Below are 22,694 nucleotides of genomic sequence, written 5' to 3'. Positions count from 1 at the left end.
AACCCAACTTAAATACTGAACATATGAAGGCCCTTATTTTAGTAATTACCCTGCTTTTGGGACAGTTGTGCTATCCCAATTTTAATAACGATTCAATACCCAAAGCCGAGGTAGCTACAACCATGCAAAGTGTTACCATAAATGGCAGCACCATCTATTTAACGGCAAAGGCCGGTACTTTTGAGGTAAAGGATGAAACCAACAAGCCTATTGCCTTAATGGGTTTCACCTATTATGCCAAGGATTCCAAAAGAGGATTGGCAACGCAAAGACGACCAATTGTTTTCGCGTTTAACGGTGGTCCCGGATCTTCCTCTTTTTGGTTGCACATGGGTATTTTGGGGCCCAAAAGAATTGTAGTGGACGACCCAAAACCAACCCCTGCCGCCCCCTACAAAATTGTTAACAACAACTACTCTATTCTGGATATAGCAGATCTGGTAATGATCGATCCCGTAGGGACCGGTTTAAGTATTCCAACAGGAAAAGCCAAGTATAAAGATTTTTGGGGGGTGGACCAGGATATCCGTAGCCTTTCTTTGTTCATAACACAGTTTTTAATACACAATGACCGCATGAACAGCCCAAAATTTCTATTGGGCGAAAGTTATGGAACCTTTAGAAATGCGGGTCTAATGAATACTTTGCTCAACCAAGGTGTTGCGATGAACGGAGTTATCATGGTATCCGCTGTTTTTGACTTGCGTACCCTGTTGTTCCCTCCCAATGACGACCTGCCCTATATTGTTCATTTCCCCACTTATGCAGCAACAGCTTGGTATCATAACAAAATAGCGGATAAACCAGAGAATGTATACGATTTCCTTGAGACAGTTAGGTCCTTTACCGAAAACGAGTACACTCCCGCCCTTTTTAAGGGAGACGGACTTTCTGAAAATGAAAAAAGTAATATTGCATCAAAATTGGCCTATTACACTGGTACGGATACCAACTATTGGCTGAAAGCCGATCTAAGGGTTACGGCAAGCGAATTTTTTGCTGAATTCTTAAGGGACCAAGGTGAAATAATTGGCCGGTTGGATTCTCGCTTTACTGGAATAAACGAAGATCTCTTGGCCCAAGTGGGCAGTCATGACCCACAAAGCCTTGCCATTTCCCCGGCCTATATTAGTGGATTTTTAGATTATTTTTACGGCGACCTAAAAGTAAACAAAAACCTATTATACTCCATCACTGCCGGCAGAAGGGACGGATTTAAATGGGATTGGTCCCACAAAGGGAATGAAAGATGGGGTACTACGGCCGCAATCAACACCGGGATTGACATGGCCACTGCCCTATCCAGAGATCCTAACATGAAGGTCCTGATCTTAAATGGCATCTATGACCTTGCCACTGTTTTTTATGGTGTAGAACACAGCATCAATCATTTGGGCCTTAAAAAGGAGATCAAGGATAATATAATTATGGAATATTATGAGGCCGGACATATGATGTACACCCACAAACCTTCCATGGAAAAATTCAAAAAAGACGTATCCACTTTTATCCTTAACACCTCAAAATAATACTTAGGGAATCGTCCAAATAAAAGGGCCAAAAGATTTTAAATTAACCTGAAGTCTTATTTACTTGGACGATACCAACCTATTTCCATTCAAAATCTCCTTTTTCAATAGTCCAATCATTTCCAAAGAATCCAGCGCATTTTACTGCAGAAGTTCCTTGGGTCAAAACGGTTTCATCAAAAAGAAGCAAATCTGGAAAAGTAGTTCCGTTTACCAAATAATGGTTGGCATAGGCCGCTTTCATGCCAAGAATTCCCGTTGCAGTTACCACTCCAACACTGGCCACATCACTATCCGCTCTCGGAACTATAAAATACAGTCCCCAGTTGTTACCACTGATACTTCTGCTTCCAAAATTTAATTTATTATTGAATACTTGAACCGGACTATCTTTTAACAATTTGTCCCATGCGTCATTATTGTTTTTATTACCATACACAACAACATTTCGGTTAGGATAGTCCTTCAGGGAAAAATCGGTATCCGCAACCAATTCAATATTGCCATTGGCCTTGTACCAAAAGGTATCCGCATCAAATCTTGCCTTATTGTAATACCAATCATTTTCGGCTTGTGACCCTTTGGTTGCATAAACAAAAACCACGTCGTTTCTAAAGGCATCCTTAAAGCCTCCATATCTATGGGGTCCTTTTTCTTTTAAAGTGGGTTTGTTCACTATTTCCCATTCCCCGTCCAATTCCTTAAAAAATGTACTTTTTTTAACAGGAATTTTTACAGCCAATCCGTTAATTTCAATATTATTGATATCCCCTGGCAATTGGGTAAAATCTATTTCCAACAAGGACACATTTTTGGTATCTACTTTAAGAACGGTATCCCATGAGAAATCAAATGAACTAACCTCAAAAGGAATCTGTTGCTGATGGATAGCAATAAAATGTGAGGATGCAGATACCCCCGGAGAACCTGTACTAAACTCCAATTTTTTAATATCCTTGGCCTGAGGAATGGTCCGTTGTTTAAATAAGTTAAAAATTGGTTCCCAATCCACACTGTGGTCTCCATACCAATGGGTACCACATGGATATTCATAATAGGTGAAATCTGGATGGAATTGCCCCAAACGCTCTCTCATATCACGGGCAATTGAAGTTGGAACCACATTATCCTTTTCACCATGCAGCACGTACACCCCATGATGCAGATAATTTCGAATCAATTTTAGGGTTCTACTAGGTGTTCCAGCCCTTTCCACAATATTTTCTACCGCATTAGGAACATATTCTGCCGTCATACGTTCGAACATTTTAGGAGTAATTCCATATCGGTTTCTTTGTTCCTCGGTAAGTTCGGCTATTCTCTCGGACCGTCCTCCTCTGTACAACAGCAAATCCGGATATCCGGCACAGGGCGCAATAGCAGCAAAGTGATCGGGGTAGGTAGCTCCCAAATACCATGTTCCATGACCGCCCATTGAATGCCCGGTCAAATAAATTTTACTATGGTCTGGTTTAAAGAGTCTTTTGCTCTCTGCCAGCACTTCCAAGGCATCCAATCTGCCCCAATCCTCCCAGGCAAATCCAAATGGTCGTCTATTGGTTGGGGCAACCAAATTCCCCCAATCTTTTTGTTTATAGGCATTGGCCTGATTTACCGCCTCAACAGAAGCCCCGTGCACTGAAAGAAAAAGTGCCGTACCCTCCTTATAGCCATTTTTGTTCGGAGCTACACTATAATATTGTACACTTTTATCTATATCACTTATAAAAGTTCTCTTATGATGCTTATATTTCGATTTCACATTTAAAGTCAAGGTTTCGGCAGAAACCTGCTGTCCGTTGCCATGTAGCAATTGTAGATCAACATTTACCTTTTCAAGGTTAGTGTCCAAGGGGGACGAAGGAATGGAAAAAGGGACCTTATAGACCGTGAATGGTGGAATGTCCATAACCTGACTTTTGAGTTCTTTCCCATTCACCTTGGCCACAATGGCGTGCTTCCTGACCCACTTATCAGAAGCATTTATAATCCTTATGGCGGCCTTATATTCCATATCCTCCTCCAATAAAAGATCGGGAACAGTTACATCGCGTGTAGTAAATTGTACCTCGGCTTTAGGCTCCAGTATGCGTGCCCGGATCCTAGGAAAACGACCTACCTTTAAAACAATACTATTGATCCCTTTTTTTAACCTCATGGGAATTAGGTTCCAACCAAAATCGTAGTGATCGCCTTCATATGGATATCCGTTAATGGATGCCAAAGAATGTCCGGAAGCTTCAAATAGAACCGTTTTTTCAGATCCAGAATTATAGGTAAGATATACGTAGCCCGATCTTAGTCCCCTACCCGAAAAACTATTGGTACTATCTACCTTTATTGCTGTCCATTTTATTTCATTTCCCGAATAATCAATATCAAACACCTCCCCATCCGAAACTTTTTTCCCAGGGTTCATCAGGAATTGATCAAAAACCGGATCCACAGGAAATGTGGACGATTCAAAACCGAAACTGGGTATGGTCAAAGCGAGGGCTTTGCTGAATACATGGACCACCTTTCCTTCATGGATCTCCTCCACCTTTTCCTTTCCGAAATACTCCACAATATTTCCTGTTCGTTGTTGCCCGATCAGAAAAAAGGGGAGGACAAGGAGCATTACAAAAACAATAGCACTTTTCTTATAAAATTTAGCCATGATAAAACTTATTAAGGAATTAAAACATTAATTTCCATAATTAGTAGGCCGCTGCCCAACAATTTAGACCAATAACAAATGCCCGAAGCTAAATGGAGAATAAATGTATAGTCGGGGCTATTGCCCCACTCAATACTGGAGGAAAAAACTAAAATATGGGATATAAAAAAACCTTCGTAAACGAAGGTTCAATTCATATAAATATATTAAATCTATTCTGCTTCCCTGGAAGCCTCTTCCTTTTCTTCCTCGTCCGCAAATTCCGTAATTCCATGCTCATGTAATAAATTATACCACTGAATGATTTTTTTGATATCACTGGCATAAACCCTGTCCTCATCATAGTTGGGCAGCACCTCGAACAAATATTCTTCCAATTTAATCTTGTCGTCCTTATGGCTTACCGCTGTTTTTCCTCCCTCTTCCTTTTCTTTAATCTTTTCGAAAACCACTTTTAATGGCACTTCCTCCTCCAAGGTATAGATTGCAATCTCAGATAAGACACTTACATTGTTTTTAAAACTTACGGTAACTTTTTTCCCATCCAACAAGGATTCGGCCACAAAACCTGAACGGGTTTGCGTTAATAATTTAAAAAGTCCCGGCTTACCCGCAATTGATAAAATTTTATTTAAACCCATCTGTTATTTTAGTTTCAGCGGCAAATATGCTACTTTTTGTTTATAATAGAAATAGTTTTAACGTGCTTTTTTTATGTTGGGAAAACGCATTCTATATTCCACCTTTATTTTTCCTTTGGAAATATTGGCCAACCTACCCTTTAAAAGACGTTTTTTTAAGGACGATAATTTATCGGTAAACAATATACCCTCTATATGGTCATATTCATGTTGGATTACCCTGGCCAAAAGACCATTATAGGTTTCCTTATAGGATTTAAAATTCTCATCCAAATAGGATATGGTAATGGTATCTTTTCTAGAAACATCTTCCCTGACATCCGGAATACTAAGACAACCTTCGTTAAAGGCCCATTCCGTACCGGTCTCCTCCTCAATACGCGCATTGATAAAAACTTTCCTAAACCCTTTTAATGCACTTTGTTCTTCTTCCGTAAGATCGTCGTCATCCGCAAATGGAGTGGTATCCACTAGGAACAACCTAATCGGCAACCCAATTTGGGGAGCGGCCAAACCTACACCATTGGCATTGTACATTGTGTCCCACATATTGGCCACCAGTTCTTCAAATCTTGGAAAATCCTTGTCTATATCATCCGCTACCTTCCTTAGTACCGGGTCTCCATAAGCAACTATTGGTAAAATCATACTACTATTTTCTATTTAAATACGCCTGAAGGATAATGGTGGCACTAATTTCATCGACCAAGGCCTTATCCCTTCTTTGCTTTTTATTAAGGCCACTGTCAATCATGGTCTGAAACGCCATTTTGGAAGTAAAACGCTCGTCCTGACGTTCTACAGGTATCTTTGGAAAGACACCTTCCAAGGTTCTTAAAAAGGGCTTGATCAATTCCTCGGATTCGGAAGGAAGGTTATTCATTTGCTTTGGTTCCCCGATCACAAATTTTTCAACTTTCTCTTCGCTGACATATTTCCTTAGAAAATTCAAAAGTTCCTTTGTATCAACGGTAGTCAGGCCAGAGGCGATTAATTGCAACTCGTCCGTAACGGCAATTCCCGTTCGCTGCTTTCCATAATCCAATGCTAAAATCCTTCCCACACAAATTTTTTGCAAAAATAAGGGATAAATTGTTATAAGTGCAAAAACAAAAGGTTAATTACCAACTAGCCCTTATATTTGCTAAAATTTGAATTATTAAAGATGAAAGAACTAAGAAAAACAATAGAAACAGCCTGGGAAAATAGGGACCTACTTAAGGACATTCCAACTCAAACCGCTATACGGAAAGTCATAGATCTTTTGGATAACGGTACCTTGCGTTGTGCAGAACCTATTGCCGACGGTTGGCAAATAAATGAATGGGTAAAAAAGGCAGTGGTACTATATTTTCCAATACAAAAAATGGAAACCTTGGAAGCGGGTATCTTTGAATATCACGATAAAATGCCACTAAAAAGGGGGTATGCCGAAAAAGGCATTCGCGTTGTACCCAATGCAGTTGCCAGACATGGATCATATATTTCCGCAGGTACTATTTTAATGCCCAGTTATGTTAATATTGGAGCCTATGTGGATGAAGGCACCATGGTAGATACTTGGGCCACCGTTGGTAGTTGTGCCCAAATCGGTAAAAATGTACACCTTAGTGGCGGAGTAGGAATTGGAGGGGTTTTGGAACCCTTACAGGCGGCCCCGGTAATTATTGAAGATAATGCCTTTATTGGATCCAGATGTATTGTTGTGGAAGGTGTGCGTGTAGAAAAAGAAGCCGTGTTGGGAGCCAACGTGGTCCTTACCGGCTCCACTAAAATTATAGATGTTACCGGGGACAAACCTATAGAACGTAAAGGATTGGTACCTGCAAGATCGGTCGTTATCCCAGGAAGTTATACCAAAACTTTTCCGGCCGGGGACTATCAGGTTCCATGTGCCTTGATCATTGGTACCCGAAAAGAGAGTACCAACAAAAAAACCTCCCTAAATGATGCGCTAAGGGAATACGACGTTGCTGTTTAAAGCCAGAAAATGAAAACAATTCTTGTAGATGCTTGGAATACCTTTGTTACTGAAAAGGGAATGGATTACGATCTAAAAAAATTATTGGACACTTATCCCAATCCCAAAATCATCTTGACAAATGCCAGTAAACAGGAATGTATTAGCTTTGGAATTGTAAATATGCCTTATCAAGTTTTTAGTTTGGATCATAATCCCAACAAGACCGATAAGGCATATTATCTAAAAATGTTAAATCATTTTAAATTAAAACCCAATGAGGTTGTCTATTTTGAACATCATGTAGAAGCTATAAATTCTGCCACCTCCGTTGGTATAAAGACCTTTCCTTACAACAAGGAACATAATCTGGATGGACTCCGAATTTTCCTAAATAACAATTTAGACCAAACATTCCCGCATTATGGCATATAACATAACCCTAGAAGGAAAAAATAAAGTTATAGCCGAAAGAATGCTCAAAAAAATGGCTACTATTTTCGACCGATGCAATATTGACTATTGGATTGAAGGTGGAACATTATTGGGTATTAAAAGGGAAAACAGATTGTTGCCTTGGGATAACGACGTGGATATGTCCATGAACCATGACCAATTGGATAAATTGGACTGTTTTTATTCAGAATTAAAAAAGGCTGGTTATAGGACAAGAACAAGGTACTTTGATAAAACTTCCGAATTTTTTACCAAGGGCAACATCAGAATGTTAAAAATAAGGGAACGCCGATTTTTTGGATTGATCAAAGGAGATGTTTGCCTGGATGTTTTTATTAAGTATGAACATTGGGGGAATAGTTACTGGGAAATTGACAATAAAACAAAATTTGTCCCTAGCAAGTTTTATCGCACCTTTGACCATATTACATTTAAAGGTTTCGATTACAAAATACCAGCACTGACAGAAGAATATCTTAGCTATAGATATGGAGATTGGCAAAAACAGGTGAAAAATTGGGATACTTCCAAAGATGACAATGCAATAGCCTAAGTGGCTTGGGGCTGCAATTGTAATGTTTCCTTTAAGATAGTGCTACTAACATTTTCTGTATAGGCAACGTATTCCACAGGGCAATTCGTTTTTGGAAATTTGCCCTTCCAATCGTCCCCAACGGAAATGGCGTCTATATTATACTCATCCACTATACGTTGTTTATTTTTATCTGTCTGGGGTATAACTTCATCCACATAGTTTATTGCCTGGACTAGTTTTACCCTTTCCGTAAAAGGGATAATAGGCAACCTCCCTTTTTCTTTCAAAATAAGTTCATCGGTAGAAACGCCCACAATTAAATGACTGCACATTTGCTTTGACCTTTTGAGAATGTTAAGATGTCCAAAATGAAAAATATCAAAACAACCGGACGTATACATTTTATTATATTTTTTAACCTTTTTACTGTGCTTTACCTTTATAGCAAGGGTATTACCCTTCTTAAGTTTTATAATGTAATTTTTATTATCAAAAAAAACTCCAATATTCTTTACAATCTCCAACATCTCTGACAAAGCGTCATCAAATTCACACTTACAGCTTATATACAACGCTACCTGATCATCCGGATCAGTAACAAAGTTCCAGTTTGGATATTTCGAAGTAAGAATGTACAGATAAGTTTCAGTCATTTTTAAATAATCCTAAAGTTTGTATATAATGTGTAAAGGTAATAAACGGTATTGGACAAAATTTATTTTACCTAAGTTATTACATATTGGTCTATCCAACTCCCCTATTTATAAAATTATCATAACAAAAGCCTCAGTAATTTACCAACTCCACCAGACCCACATAGCTATGCACTGCCAATGCCCTTGTAGAAAAGTCCAATTGTTTCAAAGAAATTCCCAGTAACAATTAGCCTTTTGTTGTTCCATCTTATGTAAACTACTTGTAATTTGATATACTATAATTGTTTTTTTTTTGTTATCTATTGAGTAAGATCATTATGGATTTTAGTGATTTCAACGCAACTATTTCTAATATTACTATCTAATAAGTGGTACAAATTTCGAATGCATGATAGATCAGAGGGAAAAAATATCGGCCTTAATAATCACTTATAATGAGATGGGATATATTGAAAAATGTATCGATTCCATAGCGTTTGCAGATGAAATTATTGTGGTGGATTCGTATAGTACGGATGGCACCTATGAATATCTAAACAATCACCCCAAGGTTAGGGTTATCCAACACGAATTTGAAAATTACACTGCCCAAAAATCCTTCGCCCTAAAACAGGCTTCACACGATTGGGTTCTTTTCCTGGATGCCGATGAAGTCGTTACGGACAAGTTGAGGAAGGAAATAAAATGTAAGGCCAAGAAGGATTCCGAACATTGCGCATATTGGTTCTATAGGAAATTTATGTTCAAAAACAGCCGCCTGCGCTTTAGTGGATGGCAAACCGATAAGAATTATCGCCTTTTCAGAAAAAGTAAGGCTCAATTCAGTAAGGAAAAAATAGTACATGAAACGCTTATTGTAAAGGGTTCCACTGGAATATTGAAACAGAAATTAATGCACTATTGCTACAAGAACTACGAAGATTATAGATATAAAATGCTAAAATACGGGCGACTAAAAGCTAAGGAAGCCCACCAGAAAGAAAAAAAATTCAACTACCTTCTTTTAATTTTCAAGCCGATTTGGAAATTTTTCAACCACTACATAATTAGATTGGGAATACTGGATGGAAAAAAAGGTATTACCATATGCTATTTGAATGCCCTGGGCGATTTTGAAAGGTACAGGGAATTACAGCGTTTGGGTAAAAAAGAAAAAATGGCCTATTTTTTAGTAGAATCATAATTGCATATAGAATTCCTCAGGAGATTATTTCCCCGGATCCACATAAATATTCCTCCCATATCAATATCCCTTAATCAAGGCATTGTTCACTTATTCCTTATTTTGATTTACCTTGATCCCGTTGGTTCCTGATCCTATCAATCTGCGGATGATCTGTGCCAAGGGTCAAATCCCTTGAAGACTTCCTGCTATCTATCCTTAAAAATTATAAACCATTATTTACATATCTTTGCCCCCACCCTTAACTTTGCATTAAGTTATAGTTAAAAAGTATAGGACCTGTCTTGTTCTGGACTAGTCATTAAAAAAATATAAAAATCATGAAAATTGTCATTTTAGCAGCAGGTATTGGATCAAGACTTGGAAACCCATTTCCTAAACCACTAACCCCTTTAAAAAATGGAAAATGTATCATGGAGATGCAGGTCAACAATCTGGATGATGCTTTCGACTTAGATGACATTAACGTTGTAGTTGGTTTTAAAAAAGATTTAATAATGGAACGCTTTCCGGAACTAACCTATATATACAATCCTTTTTTTGATCAGACCAATACTTCCAAAAGCCTTTTACAGGCTCTAAGAAAAAATAGGGACAAATCCGTGCTTTGGCTTAATGGCGATGTTGTTTTTGACGTAAATCTTTTATCGATCCTAAAACCATACATTACTAACAATCAATCGTTTGTTGCCGTAAATACCAGTAAAGTGGCAGAGGAAGAGGTTAAATATACATTAAAGAACAATTATATTGAGAAATTGTCCAAGACGGTAAAAAATGGGTTAGGGGAAGCAGTAGGCATCAATTTTATTGCAGCCCAGGATATAAAGAGTTTTATCACCCGGCTTGAAGAATGCGATGACAATGATTATTTTGAAAGAGGTTTGGAAATAGCCATAGAAAAAGACAATCTTAAAATTAGTGCTGTTGACATTTCCGATTATAATTGTATGGAAGTTGATTTTAAAGAAGATTTGGAAAATGCCAATACCCTATTTCAAAAATGAAAGTAATTTTATTTTGCCAAAATGCATATGCCTTTGGTATCCTAGCTCCCATTCGGGATGTACTACTGGAACAGGGACACGACTTTCTTTGGTACATTTCCGGGAAACTTTTGGACAATTTTCCGTATAAAAATGAAGATTATACGGTTAGCACATTAGACTTACAACTCTATAAAAGTGATGCCATTTTTGTGCCTGGCAATGAAGTACCTTATTATGTTCGGGGACTTAAAGTCCAGGTTTTTCATGGTCTTGCCGGTGAAAAAAAAGGGCATTTCAGGATACGGCACTACTTTGATCTCTATCTTACCCAAGGCCCGTATTTCACGGATAAATTCAACGAGCTAAAAAAAATACACAAGAATTTTGATGTGATTGAGACAGGCTGGCCAAAATTGGATGTATACAGCACGGAAAAAAATAAATACGATTTTGAAAAGAAAGCCATACTACAGCAATTTAACACGGATAAAATTGTTCTGTATGCCCCTACCTTTTCTCCCAGCCTTACCTCTGCCCCATATCTCATAAAAGAAATAAGAAATCTTGCCGAGACCACTGGGTATGTAGTCCTCATAAAGTTCCATGACCTCATGGACCAAAAATGGATAAAGGAGTACAAAAGATTGTCCAATGAAATACACAATGTACTTTTCAAAGAGGACAGAAACATAATTAAATCGCTGTTACAGGCAGATATATTGGTTAGCGACACCTCTTCTGTAATATACGAATTCATTCTCCTGAACAAACCTGTAATATCCTTTAAGAATATTGCCGAGAAGGTATTGTGGGACAACTCAAAAGCATACACCGGGCTTACCGAGAAAGTTTTGGATAATTTTCACTTTGATCCCCACGCTGCGGAAAGGGCATACATAAACATGCAATTTCACCCTTACCAGGATGGAAATTCGGCACTTCGCATGGTAAATGCGGTAAAAGAGCATCTAGAAATCCATGGAGTGCCCGAAAAAAGAAAACTATCCCTGGCCAGAAGGATCAAAATAAATTCCATGTTCGGTAAACCAACCAAGAACATCTATGTTGGTGAAAAAAGAAATAAAATTTCTGCTATTCTCATTACGTATAACGAGGATATCCATATCAATGCCGTTTTGGAAAACGTAAAATTTGCAGATGAGATTATTGTTGTGGATTCCTATAGTACGGATGGCACTATCGAAAAGATAAAGGAGCATCCGGAGGTAAAATTGATCCAACGTACATTTGTTAATTATACAGATCAAAAGTCCTATGCCCTCCAACAGGCAACAAATGACTGGGTACTTTTTCTGGATGCGGATGAAAGGGTTCCGGATCGGCTTAGAAATGAGATATTGGAAACCGTTAATTCCGGCAAACCAACAGCAGATGCTTATTACTTTTACAGAACCTTTATGTTCAAAAATAAGGTTTTGCGTTTTAGTGGCTGGCAGCGGGATAAGAATTATAGACTTTTCAAGAAAAGTAAAGTACACTTTACAGAAGATAGGATAGTACACGAAACATTGGTGGTGGACGGACAATCCGATGTGCTCAAAAACAAGCTAATTCATTACTCCTATAAGAATTACGAAGACTATAGGGGGAAAATGATAAAGTATGGACAAATGAAGGCAGTGGAGGAACTTAAGAAAGATTACGATCCCAACTTTTACCACTTTGTATTCCGCCCATTTTACAAATTTTTTAATCATTATATTTTAAGATTTGGCATCCTTGACGGCAAAAAAGGGATAATCATATGCTATCTAAACGCCTTGGGAGTATATTCCCGGTACAAGGAATTAAAGAGATTAAGGAATATAAGACAATAGACAATTATGAAAGATTTGCTTTCCGAAGTAAACCAATGCTGTGATATACTTACAAAGGGAGGTATAATTCTGTACCCCACGGATACCGTTTGGGGTATTGGCTGTGACGCAACAAATGTGGCTGCCGTAGAAAAAATTTATACCCTAAAGCAAAGAGCCAATTCCAAGACCATGATCTGTTTGGTGGCCAATGATTTTATGTTGGAACAGCATGTTGAAAAAGTACCGGAGCTGGCCTATGATATTATGGATCTTGCTACCAAACCAACCACCATTGTATATGAATCACCTAAGGGCGTCGCTTCAAATTTAATCGCCAATGATAACACTTTGGCCATTAGGGTAGCTTCTGATCAATTTTGTCAGTACCTGATAAAGAAATTTAAAAAACCGATCGTATCCACTTCTGCCAATATAGCGGGGCAGCCAACCCCCATTTCTTACAAAGAAATATCCGATGGGATTTTAAAAGGTGTGGACTATATAGTAAATTTGGACCGCGATAAAATTAATAGTACCCCATCTTCCATTATTATGCTCGGTAATGATGGTACCGTAAAAGTGATCCGAGAATAAAAATGACATATAGACAGCACGAAGAAGCCTTAAACAACCCAGTATTTTCTATCATTTCCGACGCAGCCAGGGAACTTTCATTGGATTCTTACGTAATCGGAGGCTTTGTTAGGGACTATTTGTTACAAAGGGGAACCCCTAAGGATATAGACATTGTTGCTATAGGCAGCGGAATAGAATTGGCAAAATTGGTCGCCAAGAAATTACCCGGAAGTTCGGAAGTTAGCATCTTTAAAAATTTCGGAACCGCTATGATCAAATTTAAAGACACCGAAATTGAATTTGTAGGGGCAAGAAAGGAAAGCTACCACAGGGACAGTAGAAAACCTGTTGTTGAAAATGGAAGTTTGGAAGATGATCAAAAAAGGCGGGATTTCACTATAAATGCCTTGGCCATTTCACTTAACCCTGAGGACTACGGACAACTTTTAGACCCTTTTGACGGAATTGGGGATTTAAAAAGACAATTGATAAGAACTCCTTTGGACCCGTCGATCACCTATTCCGATGATCCTTTGCGAATGATGCGCGCCATAAGATTTGCTACCCAGCTAAATTTTATTATTCATCCTGAATCCTTACAGGCCATTTTGGATAATAAGGAAAGAATTAAAATTATTTCCAATGAGCGCATCGTGGACGAATTACATAAAATTTTGGCCAGTAGCAAACCTTCAATCGGGTTTGCCCTCTTGCACGAAACTGGACTTTTATCTTATATAATGCCCGAATTGGTTGCGCTTCAAGGCATTGAGGAGATTGAAGGGCAACGGCACAAGGATAACTTTTGGCATACCCTGGAAGTGGTTGACAACATTTCCAAAAATACGGATAATGTGTGGCTACGTTGGGCTGCCCTATTACATGATATTGGAAAAGCCCCTACCAAAAAATTCGATAAAAAAATTGGATGGACTTTCCATGCACACGAATTTGTAGGGTCCAAAATGGTTTACAAATTATTTAAGCGACTTAGGCTTCCTTTGAACGAAAAAATGAAATTCGTACAAAAAATGGTACTTATGAGCTCTAGGCCCATTGTGCTTTCCGAGGATTTTGTAACCGACTCGGCCGTTCGAAGGCTGATTTTTGATGCAGGTGAGCATGTAGAAGATTTAATGACCCTCTGTGAAGCCGATATCACTACCAAGAATCCAAAAAAACAGAAAAGATACAGGAACAATTTTAAGATTGTCCGTCAAAAAATCGAAGAGGTCGAAGAGAGGGATCATATAAGGAATTTTCAACCCCCAATTAGTGGGGAGGAAATTATGAAAACTTTTAACCTAAGACCTTCCAAGGAAATAGGAATGATCAAGGAAGCCATAAAGGAAGCTATTTTGGAAGGTGATATTCCCAACGAATACAATGCAGCCTATACCCTAATGTTGCACAAAGGAAAGGAAATGGGACTCAAAGCCGAATAAACCTTCCGGTGCGTTTTACATTTATAAAAAACCTGTTCCTCCAGTGAAACGATATTTACCTCTGGGATAAATCCTTGGTTCCTAACCACAGGAAAGGGATATGCGTCTCCGTAAACAACCAAAATTATGGGGATGGCTCCAGTATCAACTTATAACACAATTACTACTTTTAATATAAGGGCCGTACAAATAAATTCCCCATTGCCTTAGCGGTTTTTTTAAGAAAAGAGTGGTAGTTTTGTAGGACCCTTTGAAAGATCCAAATGCAAAAAAAATTTACAAAAATCGCCAAGATCAGTCTAGTTTTGGTCTACTTGGTAATTGTGGCCGGCGCAGTGGTAAGAATGACAGGTAGCGGTATGGGATGCCCTGATTGGCCAAAATGTTTTGGTTATTATATTCCCCCTACAGATATATCGGAATTGCAGTGGCAACCGAAAAAGGAATTTAAAAAAGGACAGGTCATTATTGTAAACGAAGCCTTATGGGTAGCCAAGGGCGACTTCAGTACCTCCTCTAGTTATAATGCCAATAACTGGGCGCCTTACACTAAGCACGACTACGCTATTTTTAATCCATCCCATACATGGACCGAATTTATCAACAGGCTATTTGGTGCACTTGCAGGGCTGGGTACCTTTATAATGGCCATAGCCTCTATAACATATTGGAAGAAAAGGCCCAGTATCACTATACTTTCCTGGGTGGTAGTCTTCGGAATGGGTTTCCAAGCGTGGCTTGGCGCCACGGTGGTATATTCTGTTTTAGCTCCGGCCAAAATAACCATCCACATGGTCATGGCGCTGGTCATAGTAGCCCTTATCCTGTACTTGATCAATGCTACCAGTATCGGGAGGAAGTCTTTAACACCTGAAAAGGTAACGAGAAACCTAATGATCTTTGTTCTTTTAACCACCTTGGTACAGGTTATTTTGGGCACACAAGTGAGACAGTTTGTAGACGTTCAAACAGACCTTTATGGTGAAGACGCCCCCAACTTATGGCTACATAATGCCACCCTATCATTTTATATCCACCGTTCATTTTCTATAATCGTAGTCCTTTTGAACTTGGTCCTTGCAATAAGAATCTATAAATTAAACCTTGGCTATTCCAAAATAAAATGGGTATTGGTCCTTCTACTCTTGGAGGTTATTTCCGGGATGGCCATGTACTATTTGGATTTTCCTTTTGCCACCCAGCCATTACATCTTGTACTCGCATCTGTTTTATTCGGATTTCAATTCTATTTGGTTTTGGAAGCTCTAAATGCTTTTAAAACCATCAAAACTTTGTAACTTTGCCACCACAAAAAAAAGGAGCCGATGATTTATAAAATAAGGATTATTCTGGATGCAGAGGATGATATTTTTAGGGATATTGAAATTGAGGACAGTAATTCTATGGAAGACCTTCACAATGCCATTACCCAAGCTTTTGGCTTTTTAGGAAATGAAATGGCCTCATTTTACACCTGTGATGAGGAATGGAGACAAGATGAGGAAATTGCCTTATTTGATATGAGCGAAAATGGCTCCGATGTTCGTTTAATGAACGAGATTGCATTACAGGACATACTTACCGAACATTCTCCCAAGCTAATTTATGTCTATGACTTTTTAAGTATGTGGACCTTCTTCGTTGAGTTGGCCGATATAGTGGAAAAAGTGGATGCACAGACCTACCCCAATACCCTTTTCAGTTTTGGGGAATTACCTGACTCCCCACCAGAAAAAAAGTTTGAAGCAGATGAAGACGAATTTGATTTTGACAATACCCTTGACAATTACGAAGATTTGGATTTTGATGAAAATTGGAACTAATAATTCATGTAGCTGCAGAGAAAGATAGTGGCACATTAGCATCGGCCATTAACACAAATAACCATTAAATATTTCCCATAAATCCATGATCAACTTATATCCTACCCAAATTGAAACTATTTCCATACATCGTGTGGGAAACAAAAATAAAAGCGAAGGTATTTTTCTTTCCGAGGAACCATTCTCGCTTAACGATGAAACTACAGGGCTGTTAAAGGAGTACTTTTTTAAACCTTTTAGGGAAAAAGAGGAGAATTACTATTGTTTCTCCCATGAATCCGACCTTGAATTTAACGAAGTCTACAAAATTGTTTCCGACATTTTTGAAGAGCCCAGTAGCCTTCATGCCAATTCAAAAAAAATTGCGACACAATTATTCGACCAATCCAACCATCCACACATTAAAAGCGGTGAGGTTTATGTTGCCTATCTTACAGATTTAATGTTGGACAACGTAAAGGTGAATGCTGTGGGCATATTCAAAAGCGAACTTAAACACGATTTTCTACAATTTCAGGAAAAGGGAAACAGTTTGGATATTTTGGTGCAGCAGGGCATCAATATCAATAAATTGGACAAGGGCTGCCTCATTTTCAATACGGATAAGGAAGAAGGCTTTAAAGTACTTTCAGTAGACAGCAATCGATACGATACCAAATACTGGTTGGAAAATTTCTTAGGGGTGGATGCTTTGTCCGACGATAATTTTAAGACCAAAAACTACTTGAAATTCTGCCAGAACTTTGCCAAAGATGTAGTTTTACCGGCCGAGGACAAGCAGCAAGAGGTGTTGTTCATGAACAGGGCCGTGAATCATTTTGCCAAAAATGACTCTTTTGAAGAGACCAATTTCCTAAACGAGGTTATGGAGAACCCGGAACTGATTCCTGAATTTAAACACTACAAAGTGGAAAAAGGGCCCAAGTACAGTATCGAGGATGTCTCTACTTTTGACATTGCCAACAAAGCGGTTTCCGACGCCAGAAAAAAAATTAAAAACGTCATTAATCTAGATACCAATATCCAGATAAAACTTGATTTCATCAATCCGGAATCGGCCCAAAAATTTGTAGAAAAAGGCTGGGACGAAGAGCGCCAAATGTACTATTATCTAGTCTACTTTAACAAAGAACAGAAAAGCTAGAAATTTCCATAAACTATCTGCCCCATATAGTTAAAAGGTATCCAGGGTTACAAAAAAAGGCCGAGAAATATGTCTTCGGCCCTATTCTTTAAAATATATTTAAAGAGGTTATCAAAAAATATGGAGTGTGGACCTATAAATTGATCTTGTTCTCTATAATTTGTTTCATACTAACATCTTCATAATTTCTCTTAACGAAATCCAATGCAAGTGCCAGGACTTCCCCCATGGTCTTACATTTTTTAAAGTCGATATCCCCTGTAAGATCATAAATGTGCTGTGAAAGGGCCGCAATATTATCGTCATTGGATATATCATCGGTCTTGACAATCGAAATTAATCTCTTAATACGGTTCCCAGAACTCAGAATTCTTTTGGCCACAATGGAACGCTCCTCTATTTTGTATTGATCAACGGAATTACGTTGTAACTTCTCCTTGACCAACATAACCATTTTATAGTTCTCCTTAAAAAATTGGGGCCTGTACACTTTCAATTTTCCCTCATAACACTGCTGGTCAAAATCTATAGCCCTTATTTTATATACCACATGATCAAAATCGTGGGTAGGGACAATAACATAGTTATAGGACCGCATATCCCCTAAAAGACGTATCATACATCGTTCATTGAACTTGACAAATTCCTTGGCCAACTGTGATTTTTCCGATTCCGTACATTTAGGTAAAAAATCCTTGATAAACACATCACCCGGAATACCGGCAATATGTTCCTCTATCAACGTATCCCCATATACCAAAAAGTTAAGGTTATAGGGCGATAACATATGCTCCAGTTCCAGTCCATAAATCCTGGAGGCATCGGTCCTTTTTACATAGAAATAAGTAAAATTGTCATTCAGTATATTCCTTACCTTGATCCTAAAGGGCTTGGAATTACCAAAAGTACAGTAGTCTACCGCATCTACATTTAAAAATGGAAAAATGCTATTGCTTCCATCGGAATGAAGTATGGAATATACTTTCTTAAGACTAATATCAATTTCAGTCCTGTCGAACTCACTGTAATACACCCGCACCCATAGCGTGTCCTCCTCTTTGGAATCGTAGACCACAATAGACCCTGAAAAGCGCAACAGATCCTCATAAAAAATTGGAATTTCAATTTTTCTGCTATAGTGCTCCAAATAGGCATCCAATTTACTATTGACTGGAAAGGCAGGCTTTTTCTTGGACATTAATCTTTCGGACATGGAAAAAACTTTAATTTGTAACAAAATAACGATTTCTTCGACAAGTAAGTACAAACTATCATAAAAACTATCCCATTTTGGAAACTATACTGACCGTAAACCAACTTACCAAAACATTTGGATATCTAACTGCCGTAAAAAACCTTTCCTTTAGTATTGAAAAAGGCAACGTATATGGCATCTTAGGGCCCAATGGTAGTGGAAAATCGACCACCCTGGGAATTGTATTGAATGTAGTGAATAGAACCGCTGGTAATTTTTCATGGTTCGGAGGCACTATCTCCACCCACGATGCCCTCAAAAAGGTAGGTGCCATTATTGAACGCCCCAATTTCTATCCATATATGACGGCCATCCAAAATCTGAAATTGGTCTGTAAGATCAAAGAGGTACCACAGGATAAAATTGAAGAAAAATTGGAAATGGTCGGACTACTGGAAAGAAAAAACAGCAAGTTCAGAACTTACTCCCTGGGAATGAAACAACGCTTGGCCATTGCCTCTGCCCTTCTCAACGATCCGGAAATTCTAATTTTGGACGAACCTACCAATGGTCTGGATCCGCAGGGAATACATCAAATAAGGGAGATCATAAAAAAAATTGCGGCACAAGGCACTACTATTCTTTTGGCATCGCACTTATTGGACGAGGTAGAGAAAGTTTGCAGTCATGTAATTATCCTTAGAAAAGGCGAAAAACTCTATTCGGGCCGGGTTGACGAAATGTTGACCAGTTATGGTTTCTTTGAGCTAAAGGCAACAGATGAACCTGCATTGTTGACCTACTTGCGCAACCAAGGCAGTTTTGGCCCCATTAAACAGGAAAATGGCGTGATTACCGCAATTTTGAAGGAAGAAATGCAGGCAAGTACCTTAAATCAAGACTTATTTAATAATGGGATTGTGCTATCGCATTTGGTGAAACGCAAAGAAAGTCTTGAGGAACAATTCCTTAGCTTGACCAACCATAAGGAATAACTGGTATAACACCCTTAAACGCATATAGTTATGTTACGATTATTACAGATAGAATTTATTAAATTATGGAACAATAATGCAAGCAGGGTACTTATCATTTCCTATTTTGTCCTTATCCTCTGCATGGCCTTGTTGGCCGCTATAAAATTTGACATTGGCCCCATACAGTTCCACGTGGCCGAACAGGGCATTTTCAATTTTCCATATATATGGCATTTGAATACTTGGATTGCAAGTGGATTGAAGCTCTTTTTTGCGATTATCATTGTATCCATGATGGCAAATGAATACAGCAATAAAACTTTAAAGCAAAATCTAATAGATGGGTTGAGCAAGAAAGAATTTATTGCCTCTAAATTCTTGACCGTTTTTGCCTTTTCGGTTATTTCCACCCTTTTCGTTTTTATAGTTTCATTGGTTTTAGGACTTTTTTATTCCGATTTCACGGAAGTATCCATCATATTTTCCGATTTGGAATATTTATTGGCTTATTTTTTTAAATTATTGGGTTTCTTTTCCTTCTGTCTTTTCCTGGGAATTTTGGTAAAACGATCTGCCTTCGCCCTGGGCTTTTTAATTATTTGGTTCGCTATTGAAAATTTGGGTATCCGGTTTTTAGTCTGGTGGCTGGCCGGAAAGGAAGCATCCGCTTCCGTAATGAAATACCTCCCCTTGGAATCCATGAGCAACCTGATCAAAGAACCCGCCTCAAGGTTTAAAGCAGTACAAAGTATGGTTGAGCAAGTAGGAGAACAATTTAATAAAGACTATGCCGTACATTCTTATGAAATATTGATTGTGGTTTGTTGGACGGTAATTTTCATATATCTTTCCTATGCCCTGCTTAAAAGACGCGATCTGTAAAGCCTGTAGTGTGAACACAAAGCCCTTTCGGCACTATTTAGTACAATGAATATAACTATGTCTGCAATTAGTTGTAGAAGTACTACCGTATTGCCCACTATTTATTAATTTTAGGTCATAAAACGAATATGATTGTTTAGCCTAATCCCTCCAAGGAAAAGATTGGACCAGATCATAGGAATACCAGAATACACTGTACATGAAATTTAAAGTTGTTTCCGAATTTAAACCTACTGGTGATCAACCCCAGGCCATAAAACAATTAAAAGAGGGGCTTGAGGCAGATGAGCGCTATCAAACCCTTCTTGGAGTAACAGGTTCCGGAAAAACTTTTACAGTTGCCAATGTCATAGAGCAGGTACAGCGACCTACCTTGGTATTGGCGCATAATAAAACCTTAGCCGCTCAATTATACTCTGAATTTAAGCAGTTTTTTCCTGAGAACGCGGTTGAATATTTTGTCTCCTACTATGACTACTATCAACCCGAAGCTTATATTCCATCAAGCGGCACCTATATAGAAAAGGACCTTTCCATTAATGAAGATATTGAAAAACTGCGCTTGAGTGCCACCTCTTCCCTATTATCGGGTAGAAGGGATATTTTGGTAGTGGCCTCGGTTTCCTGTTTATACGGTATAGGAAATCCTGTGGAGTTTCAGAAAAATGTTATAGGAATTGAGAAGGACCAAGTTATTTCCAGAACTAAATTCCTACATCAATTGGTACAAAGCCTGTACTCGAGAACTACTGCCGATTTTAGAAACGGAAATTTTAGGGTAAAGGGCGATGTAGTAGACGTTTTTCCGAGTTATGCCGATCATGCCTTCAGAATTCACTTTTTTGGGGACGAAATTGAAGAAATTGAGGCCTTTGACCCCTACAAGAACAAAATTCTGGAAAAGTATCAACAACTAAATATTTATCCGGCCAATATGTTCGTAACCTCCCCGGATGTACTACAGAATGCCATTCATCTAATTCAGGAGGATATGGTACTGCAGGTGGCCTATTTTAAAGAAATCGGGAAACACTTGGAAGCAAAACGCCTGGAAGAGCGTACTAATTTTGACTTGGAGATGATACGGGAATTGGGATATTGTTCAGGGATCGAAAACTATTCCAGGTATTTGGATGGCCGCGAACCCGGAACCCGACCCTTTTGTTTGTTGGACTATTTCCCAAAAGATTATTTAATGGTTGTTGATGAAAGCCACGTTACCATCCCACAGGTACACGCCATGTATGGGGGCGATAGATCAAGAAAGGAGAACTTGGTGGAATACGGCTTCAGGCTACCAGCAGCCATGGATAACCGTCCTTTAAAATTTGAGGAATTTGAAGCCCTTCAAAATCAAGTTATCTATGTAAGTGCCACCCCCGCCGACTACGAATTGGAACTAAGTCAAGGGGTATATGTAGAGCAGGTAATTAGGCCAACAGGGCTATTGGACCCCATAATTGAAGTGCGCCCCAGCTTGAACCAAATTGATGATCTCATAGAGGAAATCCACATAAGGGTGGAAAAGGATGAACGTACCTTGGTAACCACCTTGACCAAACGAATGGCCGAAGAATTAGCCAAGTATTTGACAAGAATAAATGTGCGCTGTCGTTACATACACAGTGATGTGGATACCTTGGAACGGGTAGAAATAATGCAAGATCTGCGCAAAGGTATTTTTGACGTACTCATTGGAGTGAACTTGCTAAGGGAAGGTCTGGATCTTCCAGAGGTCTCCCTAGTGGCCATATTGGATGCCGACAAGGAAGGATTTCTGAGAAGTGCAAGATCCCTCACCCAAACCGTTGGGCGTGCAGCCAGAAACCTAAATGGAAAGGCCATAATGTATGCGGATAAGATTACAAACAGCATGCAAAAAACAATAGACGAAACGAACTATAGACGTGAAAAACAAAGCACCTATAATCTAGAGAACAATATTACACCCACGGCCCTAAATAAAAGTTTGGACAGTGTTTTGGCCAAAAATTCCGTTTCCACCTATCATTTCGAAAATGAAGAAATGAAGGCAGCAGAACCCGACTTATTATATCTGACCAATGAGCAAAGGGAAAAAATGATAAGGGACAAAAGAAAGGCTATGGAAAAAGCGGCAAAGGAATTGGATTTTATGCAAGCGGCAAAGTTAAGGGACGAAATTAAATCGCTTCAGGAACAGGAATAAAAATCCATCACGATCGTTGAATTGATCTTTCACCTT

At 38.7% G+C, this 22,694-nt stretch carries 21 protein-coding genes; 15 read left to right on the top strand and 6 right to left on the bottom strand.

The window, feature by feature from the left end; all coding sequences use genetic code 11:
* Positions 1 to 23 precede the first annotated feature (23 nt).
* Positions 24 to 1,529: a S10 family peptidase gene (locus tag QSE00_RS13040; protein ID WP_110355898.1), complete on the top strand. Its 1,506-nt coding sequence runs from the start codon at positions 24 to 26 to the stop codon at positions 1,527 to 1,529.
* Positions 1,530 to 1,608: 79 nt separating this feature from the next.
* Here the strand turns inward: QSE00_RS13040 and QSE00_RS13035 are convergent, their stop codons facing one another.
* From QSE00_RS13035 to ruvX, 4 genes are all read right to left on the bottom strand, one after another.
* On the bottom strand, positions 1,609 to 4,188 hold the full coding sequence (locus QSE00_RS13035) for a carboxylesterase family protein (protein WP_286106284.1): 2,580 nt from the start codon (positions 4,186 to 4,188) through the stop codon (positions 1,609 to 1,611).
* A gap of 212 nt (positions 4,189 to 4,400) precedes the next feature.
* Entirely contained in the window at positions 4,401 to 4,829 is a 429-nt protein-coding gene (locus tag QSE00_RS13030) for a DUF5606 family protein (RefSeq protein ID WP_286106283.1), read from the bottom strand.
* Positions 4,830 to 4,886: 57 nt separating this feature from the next.
* Entirely contained in the window at positions 4,887 to 5,477 is a 591-nt protein-coding gene (gene def / locus QSE00_RS13025; protein WP_110355900.1) for a peptide deformylase, read from the bottom strand.
* 4 nt (positions 5,478 to 5,481) lie between these two features.
* Positions 5,482 to 5,892 (bottom strand): Holliday junction resolvase RuvX, encoded by a 411-nt coding sequence (gene ruvX, locus QSE00_RS13020; RefSeq protein WP_110356067.1) that lies wholly within the window; start codon positions 5,890 to 5,892, stop codon positions 5,482 to 5,484.
* Between the two features lie 102 nt (positions 5,893 to 5,994).
* Between ruvX and QSE00_RS13015 the strand changes: the two genes are divergently transcribed.
* The 3 genes from QSE00_RS13015 to QSE00_RS13005 are packed head-to-tail and all read left to right on the top strand — an operon-like array spanning position 5,995 to position 7,798.
* A complete protein-coding gene (locus QSE00_RS13015; protein ID WP_110355901.1) occupies positions 5,995 to 6,810 on the top strand; it encodes a 2,3,4,5-tetrahydropyridine-2,6-dicarboxylate N-succinyltransferase in 816 nt (271 codons plus the stop codon).
* A gap of 9 nt (positions 6,811 to 6,819) precedes the next feature.
* Positions 6,820 to 7,224 carry a hypothetical protein gene (locus QSE00_RS13010; RefSeq protein ID WP_286106282.1) on the top strand — a complete coding sequence of 135 codons (405 nt, stop codon included), beginning with the start codon at positions 6,820 to 6,822 and terminating at the stop codon, positions 7,222 to 7,224.
* The gene (locus QSE00_RS13005) at positions 7,214 to 7,798 is read left to right on the top strand and encodes a LicD family protein (RefSeq protein WP_286106281.1); all 585 of its coding nucleotides are present in this window, start codon (positions 7,214 to 7,216) and stop codon (positions 7,796 to 7,798) included. Before QSE00_RS13010 ends, QSE00_RS13005 begins: the two co-directional genes overlap by 11 nt.
* Here QSE00_RS13005 and QSE00_RS13000 read toward each other — a convergent pair.
* The gene (locus QSE00_RS13000; protein WP_286106280.1) at positions 7,795 to 8,433 is read right to left on the bottom strand and encodes an adenylyltransferase/cytidyltransferase family protein; all 639 of its coding nucleotides are present in this window, start codon (positions 8,431 to 8,433) and stop codon (positions 7,795 to 7,797) included. The genes QSE00_RS13005 and QSE00_RS13000 overlap by 4 nt on opposite strands.
* A gap of 391 nt (positions 8,434 to 8,824) precedes the next feature.
* Between QSE00_RS13000 and QSE00_RS12995 the strand changes: the two genes are divergently transcribed.
* From QSE00_RS12995 to QSE00_RS12955, 8 genes are all read left to right on the top strand, one after another.
* Positions 8,825 to 9,619, top strand: a complete 795-nt coding sequence (locus QSE00_RS12995; protein WP_110355904.1) for a glycosyltransferase family 2 protein — start codon at positions 8,825 to 8,827, stop codon at positions 9,617 to 9,619.
* 320 nt (positions 9,620 to 9,939) lie between these two features.
* Positions 9,940 to 10,626, top strand: coding sequence for a phosphocholine cytidylyltransferase family protein (locus QSE00_RS12990; RefSeq protein WP_110355905.1), 687 nt, complete (start codon positions 9,940 to 9,942; stop codon positions 10,624 to 10,626).
* Positions 10,623 to 12,446, top strand: a complete 1,824-nt coding sequence (locus QSE00_RS25205) for a CDP-glycerol glycerophosphotransferase family protein (protein ID WP_110355906.1) — start codon at positions 10,623 to 10,625, stop codon at positions 12,444 to 12,446. Before QSE00_RS12990 ends, QSE00_RS25205 begins: the two co-directional genes overlap by 4 nt.
* A 6-nt stretch (positions 12,447 to 12,452) precedes the next feature.
* Positions 12,453 to 13,022, top strand: coding sequence for an L-threonylcarbamoyladenylate synthase (locus QSE00_RS12975; RefSeq protein ID WP_110355907.1), 570 nt, complete (start codon positions 12,453 to 12,455; stop codon positions 13,020 to 13,022).
* Between the two features lie 2 nt (positions 13,023 to 13,024).
* Complete coding sequence (locus tag QSE00_RS12970; protein WP_286106279.1) at positions 13,025 to 14,449, top strand: CCA tRNA nucleotidyltransferase; 1,425 nt, start codon at positions 13,025 to 13,027, stop codon at positions 14,447 to 14,449.
* A gap of 263 nt (positions 14,450 to 14,712) precedes the next feature.
* A complete protein-coding gene (locus QSE00_RS12965; RefSeq protein WP_286106278.1) occupies positions 14,713 to 15,747 on the top strand; it encodes a COX15/CtaA family protein in 1,035 nt (344 codons plus the stop codon).
* Positions 15,748 to 15,774: 27 nt separating this feature from the next.
* On the top strand, positions 15,775 to 16,272 hold the full coding sequence (locus QSE00_RS12960) for an IS1096 element passenger TnpR family protein (RefSeq protein ID WP_110355910.1): 498 nt from the start codon (positions 15,775 to 15,777) through the stop codon (positions 16,270 to 16,272).
* A gap of 85 nt (positions 16,273 to 16,357) precedes the next feature.
* On the top strand, positions 16,358 to 17,416 hold the full coding sequence (locus QSE00_RS12955) for a nucleoid-associated protein (RefSeq protein WP_110355911.1): 1,059 nt from the start codon (positions 16,358 to 16,360) through the stop codon (positions 17,414 to 17,416).
* Between the two features lie 133 nt (positions 17,417 to 17,549).
* Here the strand turns inward: QSE00_RS12955 and QSE00_RS12950 are convergent, their stop codons facing one another.
* Complete coding sequence (locus QSE00_RS12950) at positions 17,550 to 18,629, bottom strand: hypothetical protein (RefSeq protein ID WP_110355912.1); 1,080 nt, start codon at positions 18,627 to 18,629, stop codon at positions 17,550 to 17,552.
* Positions 18,630 to 18,706: 77 nt separating this feature from the next.
* Here QSE00_RS12950 and QSE00_RS12945 point away from each other — a divergent pair, with 77 nt between their 5' ends.
* From QSE00_RS12945 to uvrB, 3 genes are all read left to right on the top strand, one after another.
* Entirely contained in the window at positions 18,707 to 19,606 is a 900-nt protein-coding gene (locus tag QSE00_RS12945) for an ABC transporter ATP-binding protein (RefSeq protein WP_110355913.1), read from the top strand.
* Between the two features lie 30 nt (positions 19,607 to 19,636).
* Positions 19,637 to 20,470 (top strand): ABC transporter permease, encoded by an 834-nt coding sequence (locus QSE00_RS12940; RefSeq protein WP_286106277.1) that lies wholly within the window; start codon positions 19,637 to 19,639, stop codon positions 20,468 to 20,470.
* A 199-nt stretch (positions 20,471 to 20,669) separates the two neighbouring features.
* On the top strand, positions 20,670 to 22,658 hold the full coding sequence (gene uvrB / locus QSE00_RS12935; RefSeq protein WP_286106276.1) for an excinuclease ABC subunit UvrB: 1,989 nt from the start codon (positions 20,670 to 20,672) through the stop codon (positions 22,656 to 22,658).
* The last annotated feature ends 36 nt before the right edge of the window (positions 22,659 to 22,694 follow it).

The organism is Arenibacter flavimaris (assembly GCF_030291335.1).
Classification (GTDB): domain Bacteria; phylum Bacteroidota; class Bacteroidia; order Flavobacteriales; family Flavobacteriaceae; genus Arenibacter.
The sequence above is the reverse complement of the archived record's forward strand: the minus strand, read 5'-3'. Positions and strand labels throughout refer to the sequence as shown.

Excerpts from the sequence above, each read along its gene's own strand:
- uvrB (WP_286106276.1), top strand. The coding sequence starts at position 20,670 with ATGAAATTTAAAGTTGTTTCCGAATTTAAACCTACTGGTGATCAACCC.
- def (WP_110355900.1), bottom strand. The coding sequence starts at position 5,477 with ATGATTTTACCAATAGTTGCTTATGGAGACCCGGTACTAAGGAAGGTA.
- QSE00_RS12955 (WP_110355911.1), top strand. The coding sequence starts at position 16,358 with ATGATCAACTTATATCCTACCCAAATTGAAACTATTTCCATACATCGT.
- QSE00_RS13010 (WP_286106282.1), top strand. The coding sequence starts at position 6,820 with ATGAAAACAATTCTTGTAGATGCTTGGAATACCTTTGTTACTGAAAAG.
- QSE00_RS13005 (WP_286106281.1), top strand. The coding sequence starts at position 7,214 with ATGGCATATAACATAACCCTAGAAGGAAAAAATAAAGTTATAGCCGAA.
- QSE00_RS25205 (WP_110355906.1), top strand. The coding sequence starts at position 10,623 with ATGAAAGTAATTTTATTTTGCCAAAATGCATATGCCTTTGGTATCCTA.
- QSE00_RS12990 (WP_110355905.1), top strand. The coding sequence starts at position 9,940 with ATGAAAATTGTCATTTTAGCAGCAGGTATTGGATCAAGACTTGGAAAC.
- QSE00_RS13030 (WP_286106283.1), bottom strand. The coding sequence starts at position 4,829 with ATGGGTTTAAATAAAATTTTATCAATTGCGGGTAAGCCGGGACTTTTT.
- QSE00_RS12965 (WP_286106278.1), top strand. The coding sequence starts at position 14,713 with ATGCAAAAAAAATTTACAAAAATCGCCAAGATCAGTCTAGTTTTGGTC.
- QSE00_RS13015 (WP_110355901.1), top strand. The coding sequence starts at position 5,995 with ATGAAAGAACTAAGAAAAACAATAGAAACAGCCTGGGAAAATAGGGAC.
- QSE00_RS12960 (WP_110355910.1), top strand. The coding sequence starts at position 15,775 with ATGATTTATAAAATAAGGATTATTCTGGATGCAGAGGATGATATTTTT.
- QSE00_RS13035 (WP_286106284.1), bottom strand. The coding sequence starts at position 4,188 with ATGGCTAAATTTTATAAGAAAAGTGCTATTGTTTTTGTAATGCTCCTT.
- QSE00_RS13000 (WP_286106280.1), bottom strand. The coding sequence starts at position 8,433 with ATGACTGAAACTTATCTGTACATTCTTACTTCGAAATATCCAAACTGG.
- QSE00_RS13040 (WP_110355898.1), top strand. The coding sequence starts at position 24 with ATGAAGGCCCTTATTTTAGTAATTACCCTGCTTTTGGGACAGTTGTGC.
- QSE00_RS12975 (WP_110355907.1), top strand. The coding sequence starts at position 12,453 with ATGAAAGATTTGCTTTCCGAAGTAAACCAATGCTGTGATATACTTACA.
- QSE00_RS12970 (WP_286106279.1), top strand. The coding sequence starts at position 13,025 with ATGACATATAGACAGCACGAAGAAGCCTTAAACAACCCAGTATTTTCT.
- QSE00_RS12995 (WP_110355904.1), top strand. The coding sequence starts at position 8,825 with ATGATAGATCAGAGGGAAAAAATATCGGCCTTAATAATCACTTATAAT.
- QSE00_RS12940 (WP_286106277.1), top strand. The coding sequence starts at position 19,637 with ATGTTACGATTATTACAGATAGAATTTATTAAATTATGGAACAATAAT.
- QSE00_RS12950 (WP_110355912.1), bottom strand. The coding sequence starts at position 18,629 with ATGTCCGAAAGATTAATGTCCAAGAAAAAGCCTGCCTTTCCAGTCAAT.